Source organism: Paenibacillus borealis (genome assembly GCF_000758665.1).
Lineage (GTDB): Bacteria > Bacillota > Bacilli > Paenibacillales > Paenibacillaceae > Paenibacillus_AQ > Paenibacillus_AQ borealis.
The window spans coordinates 1,240,033-1,255,631 of record NZ_CP009285.1 but is presented as its reverse complement, the minus strand read 5'-3'; the positions used below and the strand labels follow the sequence as shown (position 1 = coordinate 1,255,631).

At 53.5% G+C, this 15,599-nt stretch carries 15 protein-coding genes; all 15 read right to left on the bottom strand.

The annotated features are described in order from the left end of the window. Positions 1-117 precede the first annotated feature (117 nt). The 15 genes from PBOR_RS05295 to PBOR_RS05225 all read right to left on the bottom strand — a co-directional run bounded on the left by PBOR_RS05295 (position 118) and on the right by PBOR_RS05225 (position 15,484). On the bottom strand, positions 118-477 hold the full coding sequence (locus PBOR_RS05295) for a hypothetical protein (protein WP_042210790.1): 360 nt from the start codon (positions 475-477) through the stop codon (positions 118-120). Between the two features lie 42 nt (positions 478-519). Beyond that, positions 520-1,860, bottom strand: coding sequence for a UDP-glucose dehydrogenase family protein (locus PBOR_RS05290; RefSeq protein WP_042210789.1), 1,341 nt, complete (start codon positions 1,858-1,860; stop codon positions 520-522). Between the two features lie 4 nt (positions 1,861-1,864). Next, entirely contained in the window at positions 1,865-2,965 is a 1,101-nt protein-coding gene (locus PBOR_RS05285; RefSeq protein WP_042210788.1) for a glycosyltransferase, read from the bottom strand. Positions 2,966-3,067: 102 nt separating this feature from the next. Beyond that, positions 3,068-4,207 carry a glycosyltransferase family 4 protein gene (locus PBOR_RS05280; protein WP_042210787.1) on the bottom strand — a complete coding sequence of 380 codons (1,140 nt, stop codon included), beginning with the start codon at positions 4,205-4,207 and terminating at the stop codon, positions 3,068-3,070. Beyond that, the gene (locus tag PBOR_RS05275) at positions 4,204-5,394 is read right to left on the bottom strand and encodes a glycosyltransferase family 4 protein (protein ID WP_042210786.1); all 1,191 of its coding nucleotides are present in this window, start codon (positions 5,392-5,394) and stop codon (positions 4,204-4,206) included. The genes PBOR_RS05280 and PBOR_RS05275 overlap by 4 nt, the downstream gene beginning before the upstream one ends. Then, positions 5,381-6,235, bottom strand: a complete 855-nt coding sequence (locus tag PBOR_RS05270; RefSeq protein ID WP_042210785.1) for a glycosyltransferase family 2 protein — start codon at positions 6,233-6,235, stop codon at positions 5,381-5,383. The genes PBOR_RS05275 and PBOR_RS05270 overlap by 14 nt, the downstream gene beginning before the upstream one ends. A 256-nt stretch (positions 6,236-6,491) precedes the next feature. Next, positions 6,492-7,871: an oligosaccharide flippase family protein gene (locus PBOR_RS05265; protein WP_042210784.1), complete on the bottom strand. Its 1,380-nt coding sequence runs from the start codon at positions 7,869-7,871 to the stop codon at positions 6,492-6,494. Continuing rightward, entirely contained in the window at positions 7,837-9,336 is a 1,500-nt protein-coding gene (locus PBOR_RS05260; RefSeq protein WP_042210783.1) for an O-antigen ligase family protein, read from the bottom strand. The genes PBOR_RS05265 and PBOR_RS05260 overlap by 35 nt, the downstream gene beginning before the upstream one ends. 31 nt (positions 9,337-9,367) lie before the next feature. Continuing rightward, positions 9,368-10,141 (bottom strand): WecB/TagA/CpsF family glycosyltransferase, encoded by a 774-nt coding sequence (locus tag PBOR_RS05255; protein WP_039302998.1) that lies wholly within the window; start codon positions 10,139-10,141, stop codon positions 9,368-9,370. Then, positions 10,138-11,484 (bottom strand): O-antigen ligase family protein, encoded by a 1,347-nt coding sequence (locus tag PBOR_RS05250; protein WP_042210782.1) that lies wholly within the window; start codon positions 11,482-11,484, stop codon positions 10,138-10,140. The genes PBOR_RS05255 and PBOR_RS05250 overlap by 4 nt, the downstream gene beginning before the upstream one ends. A 14-nt stretch (positions 11,485-11,498) precedes the next feature. Further along, positions 11,499-12,434, bottom strand: coding sequence for a glycosyltransferase (locus tag PBOR_RS05245; protein WP_042218950.1), 936 nt, complete (start codon positions 12,432-12,434; stop codon positions 11,499-11,501). Between the two features lie 25 nt (positions 12,435-12,459). Then, complete coding sequence (locus PBOR_RS05240; protein WP_042210781.1) at positions 12,460-13,152, bottom strand: sugar transferase; 693 nt, start codon at positions 13,150-13,152, stop codon at positions 12,460-12,462. A 30-nt stretch (positions 13,153-13,182) separates the two neighbouring features. Beyond that, a complete protein-coding gene (gene galU / locus PBOR_RS05235) occupies positions 13,183-14,073 on the bottom strand; it encodes a UTP--glucose-1-phosphate uridylyltransferase GalU (RefSeq protein WP_042210780.1) in 891 nt (296 codons plus the stop codon). Positions 14,074-14,118: 45 nt separating this feature from the next. Then, on the bottom strand, positions 14,119-14,760 hold the full coding sequence (locus PBOR_RS05230; protein WP_042210779.1) for a CpsD/CapB family tyrosine-protein kinase: 642 nt from the start codon (positions 14,758-14,760) through the stop codon (positions 14,119-14,121). After that, positions 14,744-15,484 (bottom strand): YveK family protein, encoded by a 741-nt coding sequence (locus PBOR_RS05225; protein ID WP_042210778.1) that lies wholly within the window; start codon positions 15,482-15,484, stop codon positions 14,744-14,746. The genes PBOR_RS05230 and PBOR_RS05225 overlap by 17 nt, the downstream gene beginning before the upstream one ends. Positions 15,485-15,599 lie beyond the last annotated feature (115 nt).

The following is a 15,599-nucleotide window of genomic DNA, read 5'->3' as shown; positions in this document are numbered from 1 at the left end:
CGTCGCCGCTCAATCAAGCGGCGGGATACCCCAAAACTCTTGTTCCAAGTTATTCCCGTTGGCTATAGCAGCGGGTGAAGGAACACAAGATTCTTGTTCCAAGTTTTTGACGCTCACTTACGCGGCGGTGAAATCAAGTGCACCTTTGCTCCTCATTTCCTCGTTTAGCCCGCATCTGGTGAAATCAAGAGCACTTTTGCTCCTCATTTCCTCCTTTAGCCTGCATTCAGCGAAATCAAGAGCACTTTTGCTCCTCATTTCCTCCTTTAGCCTGCATTCAGCGAAATCAAGAGCACTTTTGCCCCTCATTTCCTCGTTTAGATCAAATCCGGCGAAATCAAGAGCGCTAATGCCCCTCATTTCACCATGCAGCGCACTTTCAGCGGAATCAGAGGGATTTTTTCCTTTAATCCCCTCATGTAGCCGACTTTCGGCGAAAACAGAGGGATTTTTCCCTCTAATTTTCCCATGCAGCACACTTTCAGCAGGAGGCTGCAGGAACCCTGATAGACCAAGGGATTAAATCGCGCCGGCAACGCTGGCGGAGAATCCGCTAAGGCCGCCCATCTGCGGGCGGCCGACGGAATGATACTCCAGGCCGGTGCCCTCGATCTGCTCTTTGGTATAGACGTTGCGGCCGTCGATCAACACTTGGCGGCGCATGCTCTTCGCCAGCAGATGCAGATCGATATCCTTGAACTGGCTCCAGTCGGTGAGGAGGCATACCGCATCGCTGCCTTCGGCAGCTTCTTCCGCCAGCCCGCACCAGCGGAGCTGCGGATGATCGTATTGCGCTCTGAAGTTCTCAGCGGCAATCGGATCATAGAGCTTCACGGTTGCGCCTTCGGCAACCAGCGCTTCAACAATCTCACGGGCTGGGGCTTCGCGCACATCATCGGTGTTCGGCTTAAAGGCTAAGCCCCAGATGCCGATGACCGCACCGCGCAGGCTGCCCAGCGACTCATGCAGCTTGGAGATAATCATGAAGCGCTGGCCTTTGTTGACCTCAACAACCGATTTCAGCAGTTTGAACTCGTAGTCCACGTTGCCGGCGATCTGGATCAGCGCATTGGTGTCTTTCGGGAAACAGGAGCCTCCATAACCGATGCCGGCCTGCAGGAAGGTAGATCCGATTCTCCGGTCCATCCCCATGCCTTCTGCCACTTCGGTTACATCAGCTCCCACTTTTTCGCAAATGTTAGCAATCTCGTTAATGAACGATATCTTCGTGGCCAGGAACGCATTTGAAGCATATTTGATCATCTCGGCGCTGCGGATATCCGTGACGAATACATTATCCGTGAAGCCCTGATGCAGCTGGCGCATCGTCGGCTCAAGCTGAGGATTGTCGAGTCCGATTACGATCCGGTCGGGGTGAAGTGTGTCGCGGATCGCGGAGCCTTCACGGAGGAACTCAGGGGCGGAGACAATATCGAAGGGATGATTCGTATGCATCGCAATAATATTGCGGATTTTCTCATTGGTGCCTACCGGAACGGTCGACTTGGTCATGATGATCTTGTAGCCTTCCATCGCCTGGGCTATCTCAATGGCTGCCCCTTCGATATACCTTAAATCTGCTTCACCGCCCGGCAGTGAGGGAGTACCTACTGCAAGAATGACGATGTCGGAGCGGCGGACCGAATCCTTAAGATCGGCCGAGAAGCTCAGCCTGCCCTCGCGGAGATTCATTTCAATCAGCGCCTCAATGCCCGGCTCATAGATGGGTGATTCCATCCGGTTCAGCTTCTCAATCTTCGCCTCATCCTTATCGACACAGATGACATGATTACCGTTAAGGGTGAAGCATACACCTGAGACAAGACCTACATAGCCGGTACCGATTACTGCGAGTTTCATACAATCATCCTCCTTTTAGGAAATTGACGTAGGCCTGTTCCACATACTGCTTGAACTGGACCATAAACGCCTGCTCATCGAATTTGCGTGCATGGCCCATAATCTGCTCGATATCCCACGCATAGGACTCAGCCTCATCAATGGCCTGGAGCAGATCATCAACTTCCTGGTGCTGGAAGAACACGCCGTTGACGTAAGGAATAATCGTGTCCAGCGCTCCTCCGGCCTGATAGGCGATGACCGGTCTTCCAGCTGCATTCGCCTCCAGCGGCGTAATGCCGAAATCCTCTTCTCCGGGAAAAACAAGCGCCCGGCACTGCGACATCAGCCCTGTCACTTCCTCATCCTCCAGCCGGCCCAGGAAGGATACATTATCCTTGGCCATGCCTTCCAGACGTTTGCGGTCCGGCCCGTCTCCCACGATATACAGCTTCACCCCGTTACGGTTGAACGCCTCCACTGCCAGATCGATCCGCTTGTAGGAAACCAGCCGGGATACGATCAGATAGTAATCTCCAATGGTAGGAGAGCTGGTGAAGCGCGCTGTATTAATCGGCGGGAAGATCACATCGGAATCCCGGTGATAATAATTCTGAATCCGCGTCTTCACGACGGAGGAGTTGGCTACGAACTGATTTACATTTTTGGAGGTACGCTGGTCCCAGTTCTTCAGGCGCTGCATGTATACCTTGAGCAGTCTTTTGAATATACCGGAATTCGACTGGCGCTCCATGTAGGTGTCATAATCCCAGGCGAACCGCATGGGGGTATGGCAGTAACACAGATGAAATGTAGACTCGGGAACCTGGATGCTTTTCATAAAAGCACTGCTGGAGCTAAGGACGATATCATACCCGCTGAAGTCCAAATCGCGGACGGCCATCGGATAGAGCGGCAGCACCCCTTTGAAATTCTTCTTCACACCCGGGATTTTCTGCAGCCAGGAGGCCCGGATATCCGCATCTTTGAGGTTATCGGTCAGGCGGCTTCCGTTAAAAACCGTTGTGAAGATCGGAGCATCCGGATACATGTGATGAAAAACCTCCACCACTCTTTCCGCTCCGCCCATTTGGATTAAGTAATCGTGCGCTATCGCAATTTTCATGTGAATCATCCTCAAAGTTTTATGGAGCAGCATCATCAAGCAGTGAACGCATGGTAGGAACGGATGGTGAAGCAAGTCTTAAGCATTGTTCAAGGCAGAGGGTCAGGTAACCGCCAGCAAACCTTTGTAGTAAGCGACGATATCCTTGACCGTGTTCTCGATGACAAAATGCTCTTTCACCCGTTTCATTCCATTATCCGCCATCCGTCTACGCTCTTCGGGATGGTTCAGCATCCAGGTGATGGAGTCTGCAAGTACAGTAGCATCTCCCGGCTGGATCAGCAGTCCTGTTACGCCAGGAACTACAATCTCCACCGGTCCGCCTTCATTGGAGGCAATCACCGGCAGTCCGGCCGCCATACCTTCGACGATGACCTGGCCAAACGGCTCGGGGGTGATCGACGTGTGAATCAGCAAATCGGCTTTGTTCATAAGTCCTTGTATGTCATCTACATGACCCAGCAGGCTGACATTGGTAATGTTGCCTTGCTGCATCTGCTGAATTAATTCCTGTTTGTACTCCTCTTCCCCGAACAGCGCGTCCCCGGCAAGCCAGAATTTCACCCGGCGGTCATTCTTGAAGGCCTTGGCAGCTTCCAGTACAATATGCTGGCCTTTCCAGTGAGCCAGGCGTCCCACCAGCAGGACGTTGAAGTCCTTCTGGTCCCGCTTGCCGATTCCTTCACCGATGGCTTTGGCAAAAGCGGAGTAGACGACCAGCGTCTTCTTCGACCGCGGCAGCTCCAGTGCATTCAGCGTGGAATGGGAATTGGCGATGACGCCGTTCGGCAGCAGGCGTGACAGCAGCCGGATCGCCTTGGCGACAACCGGCTTCAGGTACGGGGCTCCGATATGGTCCCGGATATGCCAGATCAGGGGCACTCCGGCTTTTTTGGCAGCCACCGCTCCGTAAAATGCCGATTTCAGCGAATTGGTATGCACGCAATCGACCTTCTCCTCTTTGAGCAGCGGGGCGAGCTTGCGGCCGTAGGCCAGCAGCTTCATTGCAGCAGCCGGGGCCCCGAGATTCACAGCGTTGCGTCCGCGGCTGCGGATGCTCTCATCCAGCGGGATAATGCGGACATCGATGCCCTTCTCCCGCAGGCGTTCCGCCAAAGTGCCTTCTTCCGCCAGAATCACCAGCGGGCTAATCTGTTCACCGATATTGGTGAGAATGTTGAACAAGGCAACCTCTCCGCCGCTCCATTTGGCGGTGTGATCAATATAAGCGACTTTGATCATCCTACGCTCACACCCTTTCCCAAAGTTTCGAGGAATACGGACTCTATCTTGTCGCCTACATGCTGCCAGGTATACTTCTCCAGCACATGATTCCGGCATTCGTCACGGCCCGGCAGCAGCTTGCGGTTGCTTAGCATATGAATCATGCCTTCCGCCATATCGTCGCTGGCTGCACTCTTGAACAACAGCTCCGGCCGGAAGCCCTGCAGAATCTCCTTGTTGCCGCCGACCGGAGTCGCCATCACCGGAAGTCCGGAGGCCAGCGCCTCCACGGTGATCAGGCCGAAGCCTTCCAGTGCCTGCGAAGGAACTACGAACATGTCCGCCGCCTGATAATAGGAGGCCAGCTCATGATCGGGAATATAGCCCAGGAGCCGGACTTTGTTGCCCAGTCCATAATCGGCTATTTTCTCTTCGAGCTCTCCGCGCAGCGGGCCTTTGCCCCCGATCAGCAGAATCGCGTTCGGGAACCGCTCGGCCACCTGCTTCCAGGCTTCGAGCAGCTGCAGCAGCCCCATCCGGTTCATCAGCCGCCGGACGGTCAGCACGGTAGTTGCACCTTCCGGCAAATTCAGCGTCCGCCGGATCGCCAGCCGGTTGGTGGAAGGCACGAAGCGTTCCACATTGGCAGCACCCGGAATGACGATGATCTTGTGCAGCGGCACCCCATGCAGATCATGCAGCATATTGCGGAAGTATTCGCTGAGGACGATGAATTTGTCCGCCAGCTTGTAAGCCTTATGTTCAATCGATTTGGCAATCGTTGTTTTGACCTTGTGCTTAATGCCTTGACCTTCGATCTTCATCTCTTCATTCCAGGGGCCGTGGAAGGTCATCACCACCGGAATGCCCCGCTTCTTCGCTTCAATCGCCGGCCCGATGCCGTAAGGTGCGAAGTGGGTATAGAGGATATCAATCCGCCCGCTGCCGTCTCCCATCAGGTCCGCCGCCTTGCGCTGGAAGGCATCCTTGCGTTTCCAGATCGTCTCCTTGGGATCGCCGGCGTTGTGGATGATCAGTTCCTTCGGGGTAGCGGGTGTCTCCTGACTACAGATCAGGGCATGCACCAGGTTCCTTGAGGAGAGCTGCTCACATACGGATTTGAAATAAGTGTTAAGTCCTCCGGGCTGTAACGAGGGCCAGCTGAGGCCGGTCGTCATAATGTTCAATCCGTCATTGTACGACATAGCTTCTCTCCCCTTTGTTCTCCTTCTCGGCCTGGCCCATGGCATTATGCCGGGTCAGCTTGCCGGAGCTGTGCAATTCGTAATGCTTGAAGCCGACCATGAATTCATACATCACCCAGAATATCGATACCGCGAAGCCTGAAATGCCTTTTTTGAATAAGCCGTGCACGAAATACTTCTGGAGGAAGCGTGCCGGCGGCCGCAGCAGCAGGTGGCTCAGCTTGAACGGCTTGCCGCTGGCAAAGGCGCTTTGCGCTTCCAGATCCGTGTATTTGTTGAACCGGGCCACGTGGTCGTTGATGCTGCGGAAGCCTTGATGCCACAGCGTTCCGTTCAGCTTCACCGTCCGTTCCTCGGATACCTCGGGCATCTCATGCACCAGGCTGTTGCGGATCCCATACTCCTTGCGGTTATACAGCCGCACGAGGTACTCCCCCTTATCCAGCCATTTGCCGAGAAAATCACCAATCCGGTATAGCGAGAACGCTACGGTTGCATCCGTAAGTCCCGGCTTGCGCTCCAGAATATCCTGCGCCAGCTCTTCACTGACCACTTCGTCGGTATCAATCAGGAAGACCCAATCATGGACGGCGCGTTCCACTCCGAATTCCCTTTGCTTCGCGTATCCGGGCCATGGGTTAACGTACACCCGGCATCCCAGGCTTTCGGACAGCTGTACCGTCCCGTCTTTGCTCCCTCCGTCGATTACAACCACCTCGTCGGCGAACAACCGGCAGGACTGAATTGCTGCGGAGATTCGAACTTCGTCATCCTGAGCAATGATGACCGCCGATATCGGGTAACTCCCCCGGCCGCCAAGCACGCTTGTCATTGAATCCATGAAGGTATCCTCCTTTGCCTTGGTAGGTCCGGTGTGTGTCGTCGCTGCGAGAAAAGTTTGGGCTTCCGGCCGCTGTTGTCTTCTGATTTCATTGATTGGACCGCTGTTTGCGGTTGAAATCAGAAGACAAAGGCGGACGCTGACGCTCCTGCAGCTCCAAATTTTCTCTGCGCTCCTCCAAGCACCGTCCCTTGGTTTTTTAGCAGATAAGCTGCTCGCCTCATATTCTCGGCTCGCTGAATCAATTACTTACCTGCTACACATCCATAGGTTTCTTGCGAATATACGAATTCATCGTCGTCTTCAGCCACTGAAGATCCTGGCTGTTAATAAGCAGCCGCGGAAGCTTAACCTTCAGGTTGTATCTGATATTAAGAATAATGAACAGGAACCGCAGCACTGCCGATGAGAGCATCGCCACTCCGGCTCCGAACAATCCGAACTTCGGCACCAGCAGGAAGAGCAGCGGAATCACGAGGATGAGGCCGACTCCCTGAAGAATGGATACGAACTTCGGCTTGCCCAGCGCCATGAACACCTGGGCCAGAATCAGGGTCCCTCCGCTGATGGTCACTTCCAGCAGCAGCAGGCGGAACACGGTAAGCGCCGTGTTGAAATCCTTGCCGTAGAGCAGCGGGATGACAAACGGGGCAACCAGCATCAGGAACACTGCGCCTAGCAGAGTACAGGTAGTACTGATCCGGAAAGCCTTGAAGGTAAGGGCTACCGCTTCATCCTTTGACATCTCGGAGGCTTTGGGGAACAGGACCACCGTTATCGAATTGGAGAAGAAGTTGACCATTCGCGACAAGCTTACCGCAACCGCATAGAGCCCCAGATCGGCCGGCCGGAGCAGCCCGGCAATAATGATCTGGTCTATGTAATAAGAGAACTGTCCAAGCAGATCATTACCGTAGGAGCCCATACCGTAAGTAAACAATCTTTTGAAGTTAAGATAGGCATCCCGCAGCTTTACTTTGTAGGTGCGGAGCAGCGAGACCGTCATTCCGATGAACAGCGGAACCGACGGGACCAGATAGGCCAGCGCTGTTGTATAAGGATTCATGTGTCCGGTCAGGATGAGTATCCCAATCGCGGCCAGGGTCAGCAGGGGAATCAGATAACGCAGCCAGTTGAAGGTTTTGTAATCGCCTCTGAACTGGAACGCCGCATTGTTGACCTGCGAGACCACAATCAGCGGACACAGGATCATCGACCACTGGGCGAAGACCACAACATCATGGCTGAAGGACTTTAGCCAATACGGGAGAACAATAATCCCGATGATCATGGCCATGGTCCCGAACACAAGTCCGATCAGCAGCGCCACCCTGTACAGCACCCCGGCTTCATCCGGGTTCTTCTTGGCGTTGTAGATCAGCGCCGAGGGGATGCCGAAGCTCATGCTGAACGCCAGGAATTGTGACCAGTTCACCATAGCGGTCTGTTCCCCCCGCCCTGTCGGGCCTAGATACCGGGCGGTCAGCACACCGGTCAGCATATTGACCAGCAGAATCAGTACGCTGACGAACATCGTTTTGACGGCAGCCGAGCTGTTGTCCTTACTCTTCGTGAAGCGCCGGAGGGAGGACCAGACTGTACTAGCGGGAAGTGATTTCGCGTTCAACTGCTGCATGTGGTATACCCTTCTTTCTGCTCTGAGTAATCTCTTTGGCACTGAGCCCAAGTCCGATCAGCATCCAGATCAGATAACCCTTGAGACCCGGAAATCCGTTATCCGATACCAGACTTACCACAGCCCCCATCCATGCCGCCAGCGACAGGCGGGCGTAAGGCTGAAGATGATCCTTGCTGGTTACTCTGACGGCAATCTCTTTAATGACAGCCCCCAGGGCTCCGAAAAAGAACAATGCGCCGAGTACTCCGAAGGTGAGCAGCAGTGCGATCACACCGTTATCCATGTTCCCGTATTCACCAAGCTCCCCGCCGTTGCCAATCTTCGTCCCCTGTCCTACACTGCCGATTCCCTGCCCGACCGGATTGCCTGCCACCATCGGCAGCATGTTCGTCCATAGGCTGAGACGTTCATTGTAGGAATGATCCTCCTGCACCGAGGTGAGGGTCTCCATCCGGGCGACCAGCCCCTCTGCCCCCGGCAGCTTGGGAACAATCGTGAACAGCGCGGCTGCCACGAATACAAGCTGCAGCAGGGTTTTCCATTTGCCTTTGGATGGAGAGGAGGCAATGTACACCAGCAGCATCACCAGCAGGACCAGCCATGCGGAACGCACCAGCGTAGTCAGCAGGCAGACTACTACGAGCAGAACACCGATCCAGCGCAGTGTCCCCTGCCATCTTTTCTCCAGAATCATCGGGACCAGTGCGAAGACCAGGAAGGTTGCCGCCGGGCCCGGAGAATTCAGAGTGGAGAACACCCGGATCTCCAGGGGATACGGTGTGCCGATGGACATCATATCCGCGTTCCGCATCCAGAAGGCGTCCCACGGGGGAACCGTCAGATACTGTACAATTCCATATGCTGCAACCAGCACGGCGATATTGGCAAAAGCGTACAGCAGCCGGTCGATATCCTTCGGTTTGTACTGGGTTACCGCGAAGAACGGAATCAGCAGCAGCGGTACGATATAATTCGCCAGATCGTATACCGAGCCAATGCCGTTCTTCGCGAGGCCAATCATCGCGCCGTAGGCCAGCGCAATGGAGAACAGCAGAAGGATCCGGGTAGAGGATTTGCGGATCTTGTGAATCTCCTTCAGCACCGGAATGGCTAAGGTAGCTCCGGTGAGCAGAGGAGCCAGACTCAGCAGTGATACGGAGTGATACACCCCTTCATACCAGTCTGCGATCCGCCGCAGCTCCGGAGCAACCGCCCAGATCAGCAGCGTGTAAGGAATTAGCAGCCGTGTATTCAGCAGCGCCAGCAGGAAGGCCGGGAAGAGGATTCCTGCCAGTATCACTCCCTGCAGACTGTTCGATGAGCTGAGCTTCGCACTGGCGAAGCCGATCAGCAGCGGCAGAATCACTGCTGCGCCGCAGATCATGGTCATCACTGCCGCTGACTTCACAGCTGATCTAGAGGGGAGACTCAGACTGTTCTCATCCCTGCTTAGCATCTTCATTCCCCCGCCTCCCGTCTCCGCCGCTTCTCGTTTATTGCGATTTGCTGTTCTTCACTTTATCCCGCTTGCGCAGCTCCTTGAGGAGCAGCACCAGGAACTGGGCATCATCGACCAGGTATCTTTTCCATAGACGGCCCGGCTCCTGACTGAGCCTCCACAGCCATTCCATCCCGGTTCTCTGCATGAAATCCGGAGCCCGTTTGACCGAGCCTGACAGGAAGTCGAAGGTTGCGCCCACACCGATCGAGATCGGCGCCTGATAAGAGGTATAGTGACGGTATATCCATTTCTCCTGCTTCGGCGCTCCCACGCCTACGAACACAATATCCGGCTGACTCTCGGTCAGCATTTGGATAATCCGCTGGTTCTCTTCTTCGTTGTGCTCAAAGCCGTAGGAAGGAGAATAGCAGCCGACAACATTGATACCCGGATAAGCTGCTTTCAGGTTCTTCGTCGCCTGCTCCGGCACGCCTTCCGCTGAGCCCAGGAAGAACAGCCGGTATTTCCTTTGTTCAAAAGCATTGCCCAGCCTGCTGAACAGGTCCGCTCCCGATACCTTTTGCTTCAGCGGCTTACCGAGCATTTTGGAAGCCCAGATGAGCGGCATTCCGTCTGCCACAACAGCTCCGGCTTCGGAATAGACTTCCTGGAACTCTTTGTCCTTACGGAGCTTGATCACATGATCGACATTGCATGTCAGGATGTAGGACTGGTTCCTTTCCTGAATCGTTTTGTCAATGTAATCGAGCAGGTCCATGAAATCATAGTTATCGAAATTGACATCGAACATATTCACTTGGTTCATCGTATCACTTCTTTTTGTGGGGAATCGGCCAGCTGTGAAGATCGATACAGGCAGTTCAGGTACCAACAGAACGGAATGATGAATTGGACCGTCGACAGCGTGTTATCTGTGAAAGAGTAGATCAGAAACGCTGCTATAAAGAGCAGATAATAAGGTTTGACCGGCGGTGCCAAAGCCCTGTACACCAGAAGGAACACAGCCAACAAGGAAAGCAGCAGCAGGATTGCGCCGAAATACCCTCCATCGAAGTAGAAGCGGATATACTCATTGTGCGGAACAACGAACCCTTTGTAGAGCGATCCGTCATTCGCCACCGTCACCGCTCCAAGACCCCGTCCCGCATAGGGGGAATCCTCCGCTTTGTTCAGGAAGTACTCCCAGGCTTCCGCACGCCCTGACAGGTCGACCCCCGTTTCCGTCGTACGTTCGAAGGAACGTTTCTTGATGTTATCGAGCTGCAGGTAGACTGCCGAGGTGATTACCAGCAGCGAACACAGCAGCGGGATCAGGAATTTCGTTTTGCCTTTTAAATACTGCCGGGAGATGTCGTAGAAATAATAGAGCACCATCAGGACCAGTGCCAGGATCGGCCCCCGTGTCCCGGTTCCAATGAGAATCAGGAAATTCAGACCCAGCATTGTGTAGTAAAAGCGGATATGCTGCGGGCTTCGCTTAATTTCAATGAACGCGATCGCGACTCCCATGAAAGCCAGCATAGCCAGATGCGCCGGAATATTCGCCCCCTGAATCCGTACTGCGCCGGTGAATTCGATGTCGAGTAAGGAATGCAGATGAGCCGCCTGCAGCACCACTCCGGCTAATACACTGACCAGCGGCAGCAGGGTGATGATGCGGATTTGCTTCTCAGCCACCTCCTTCTTCCAATTGATAAGCAGGAATACGAAGGGCAGCGATAATCCGATAAAAGCTTTGACTGCAATCGATGAGCTCATCTCCGGCAGCCAGATGGAGAAGGTGAAGGTAATGAAGACCAGCACCAGCATCGCCCACAGGGGCTGGCTGAGCCGGAACTTCAGGCCGTTGACCAGAATGCACGGCACCAGCAGCATCAGGATAACCAGTTTGTAGAGTGAGAGAATCTCAACACCGAACATACTGCCGCTGAACAGGAAGTTAATCGAGACTGCAGTGGTCAGCAGAACGAAGTAGCTGATCAGTTCCGGACGGGAGATGGAGACGAACAGCAGCATAATCAGGAGTACAGCAGCTACGGCTATGACCGGCTGGTAGATGACCGCTGCCCCCAGGAATAATGCGGACATGAGATAGAGCATTCCGTATGGCAAAGCGTTTATTTTGGAGCCCCATTCAAAATTAGTCATGTCACGCACTCCCCTCACCCCGCTGCGGATTCCCTCTTCCGGTTCCAAATCATATGGAGAGTTCCGCGAATACTCTCCAGCCGGCATTTGTTCAGCAGCCTTCTTCCCTGACTGCGGGAGAGAATGGAATCTGCCAGAATGTATATCACCTTGGCCCCTGTTTTGCCCAGCAGCAGCAGGTTACCCTTCATCCCTTCGCTTTTCATCGCATTGGAGATGCCTTGGCTGTAATACCGTTTCATGATCCAGTCTTCAGTCAGACGGTTAGCCGGTACGAAATGATCCACCGCCATCTCCGGATGATAGAGAATGGAATGCCCCTCCTGCTGGATTTGGCCGAACAGCCAGGTCTCTTCACCGGAGAGCAGCGAATCACCTTTTCTCCCCAGCTCCAGCGGAAACAGGCTGATGTCGAACACGATCTTGCGCATCGCCATATTGGCTCCGCAGGGGTGCAGACGCTTCGGATATTCCCTGATCCGGTTGCCCAGATCAACTATGGTATATGGAAGCTCGAATGGCTTAATCAGCCATTCCGGCCGTTTGCTCTCGAAGATCGGAGCAATTTTACCGCCCATCGCCATCACTTCCGGCTTCTGCTCAAACGTACTGACGATCGTACTAATCCAGGTCCGGCAAGGTATCGCATCATCATCCAGGAAGGCGATGAGCGGCGATTTGGAAGCCAGAATCCCCGTATTCCGGGCCGCCGACAGTCCTTGCACCGGCTCCAGAAGATAACGGATATCCATATCAGCACCATAGGTATCAATAAACCTCCGGATGGCGGCTGCCGTATCATCCTTGGAACTGTTATCCACAACGATGATTTCGGCCTGGTCCAGATTCTCCAGCGGAAGCAGCGAATGAAGAGTCTTGACCAGCAGAGCCGACCGGTTATAGGTGCAGATGATAATGGAAATCTTAGGTACATCTCCGTGTACAAGCATCGGCATTCACCCAATTCCCATAGTTTTAATAAGCATTTTTGGAGCCAAGCAGCATCAGGCCGGTTTTGACAATGATCTTAAGATCCAGCATAGTACTCCGCATGTGGATATAGGTCAGGTCCAGCTGGACCATTTCGTCAAAGCCAACGCTGTTTCTGGCATTAACCTGCCAGTACCCGGTGCAGCCCGGTGTAACCATCAGCCGTTGTTTGTCATACTCCGTATACTGCGCCACCTCTTCAACGAGCGGGGGACGGGGGCCTACCAGACTCATATGGCCCAGAAGCACGTTCCAGAGCTGAGGCAGTTCATCAATACTTGTCTTACGCAGGAATCTTCCCGTCCGCGTGATGCGGGGATCATTCTTGATCTTGAACATTGCGCCGCTGACCTCGTTGTAAGCCATCAGATTGGCCTTCAGCTCCTCGGCATTGGAGACCATGGATCTGAATTTGTACATGGGGAACAGCTTTTCATCTTTGCCGACCCGGTTCTGGCGGAAGAACACCTTGCCTTTAGGATCTTCCAGCTTGATCAGGACAGCCACTACCGCGAACAGCGGCAGCAGTACGAGAAGGCCAAGAGCGGAGAAAAAAATGTCGATAATCCGCTTCAATACCAGATAGGAATCCATTTCCTTACTTCCTTCATTGGCATGCAGCATGTAAAGTTTCGGCAGGACGGCCTCATAGTCTTCCGGCAGTTTTTGCATGCTCATCTCTCCTCATTCCTCCTAGATATTGTAGGTTCAGCTGCTCAGTGTGGTTTGTCCGGCCTGTTTCAGCCATTCCGCCATTGCATCCATAACCTGATAACGTAAATCTTCGCTCTGGAGAGCAAATTCCAGTGTGGTCAAAATATAACCGAGGCGTTCACCGACATCATATCGCGTACCATCAAAGTTATAAGCATATACCCGCTCGCTCTGGTTCAGCTTCTGGATGGCATCCGTGAGCTGAATTTCGCCGCCCGCGCCTTTTTCCTGAAGGTCCAGATACTTGAAGATCTTCGGTGTGAACACGTACCGGCCCATGATCGCCAGATTGGAAGGAGCTGTTCCCAGCGCCGGCTTCTCCACGAAATTGTTGACCCGGTAGAGCCGTCCGTCCTGCAGATCCGGTTCGATAATCCCGTAGCGGTTGGTGAATTCATCAGGGATAACCTGAACACCGATTACCGAGTTCTGCGTTTCTTCATACTGGTCAATCAGCTGCTTCAGGCAGGGGACCTGTCCGGTTACAATATCATCACCGAGCATGACGCCGAAGGGCTCATCACCGATAAACCGTCTGGCACACCATACGGCATGGCCCAGACCCTTAGGTTCCTTTTGCCGGATATAGTGAATTTCCACTTTTGAGGAACGCTGTACTTCTTTGAGCAGCTCCAGCTTACCGTCTTCCAGCAGTCTGGATTCGAGTTCAAAGGCATTATCGAAATGATCTTCAATCGCCCGCTTGCCTTTACCGGTAACGATGATGATGTCTTCGATCCCGGAAGCAATAGCTTCCTCCACGATGTATTGAATCGTTGGCTTGTTGATAATGGGCAGCATTTCCTTAGGCATCGCTTTGGTTGCCGGAAGGAAACGTGTGCCTAACCCGGCTGCCGGGATTATTACCTTTTTGACCTTTTTCATCACACATACCTCCCAAAAGTTTCATTCACTTGCCGCTTCAGTACATTATCTGGTCTGGTTCATCGCAATTCCGAGAATTCTTACACCTGTCTGCTCCATGAGAGCCTTCAGCTTGCGGAGTGATTCACGCTTCGTCCGTCCGTGTCTAGCCACGATGATTACCCCGTCTGAGAGAGGAGCCAGAATACGGGCATCACTGTACTCTACCGCTTGCGGAGAATCCAGCAGAATCAGATCAAAGCTTGCCTTCAGTTCTTCCAGCAGGGCTGCCAGCTTGTCGCTGCCGAGCAGATCCGGCGGACTGACGCTGGTAATTCCGGCAGGAATAACCGCCAGATTAGCCAGGCTGCCATATACGGCAATATCCTTGGCTTCCTCGTAACCGGCCAGATAAGCGGCCAGCCCTTGGCTTCCTTCTACATCGAACACGCTGTGCAGTCCGGGCTTCCTGAGATTGCAGTCTACAACGGCTACCTTCTTGCCGTCCTGGACAAAGGAGACAGCGAGATTGGAGAGAATCGTTGTCTTGCCCTCCCCGCCTTCCGCAGAAGTGAAGAGAAGCACCTGTCCACCCTCGCCCTTCAGCAGACCGAGCTGGCGGATGTAAGTACGCAGCGAACGGAAGGATTCAGAGATATGCGAGGACGGGTTCATGTCCGTAATCAAACTTCTATTCAGCCGTAACATAAGCGCCCTCCCCTACTCTTGCCTTGGCATTTGCCGCTTTGCCCAAATCACGTTTACGGATAGCAGGAATGCTGGCAATGACCGGAAGGCCGAGATCGAATTCTGCTTCCTTCTCAGATCTTAACGTACCGTTCAGCGTTTCCATCAGCAGGATAATTCCGATTGCTGCCATCAGCGAGACTACAAAGCTGATGATAATGTTCATGGTTGAACCGCTGTTGACCGGTCCAGGCTGATTTGCAGGGTCCGCCGGGGTCAGGAACGTTACATTGTCCAGATTCATCAGTGCCGGCAGGCTGCGGATGAATGTCTGTGAGACCGCGTTTACGATCGTAGCAGCGGTGCCGTAATCCTCATCCTGCACACTCAGATTAATCACTTGGCTTTTCTCCGAGGATTTGATCTGAAGCTTGGCAGCCAGCTGGCTTTCCGTCAGACCGAATTCGGGATGCTCCGCGATCACACTCTTCATAATCGTTGGTGACTTCATGATTTCCTTATAGCTCTCGATGAGGTTAAGACTGAAGTTCAGTGCGTTGAGATTGTTGCTCTCGGGGACATTTACGACGTTGTTGACCAGTAGCTGTCCAGAGGCGGAGTAGACGGGTACGACGAAGTTTTTGCTGACATAGAAGGTGGTGGCGCAGGAGATGAGCACAAACACCGTGATTAACCATAATCTTTTTTTAATCAGGTTAATGTAATCCAGAATCGTCTTTTCCACAGTAACCCTCCTTCCGCTTGTGTTCATTTTGAAAGCAATCATGAAAATTTCAGAACTCTTGCTTTTATTCTATCAACGCGCAACATTTGTCACATGCCTCATAGCATCACTTTAC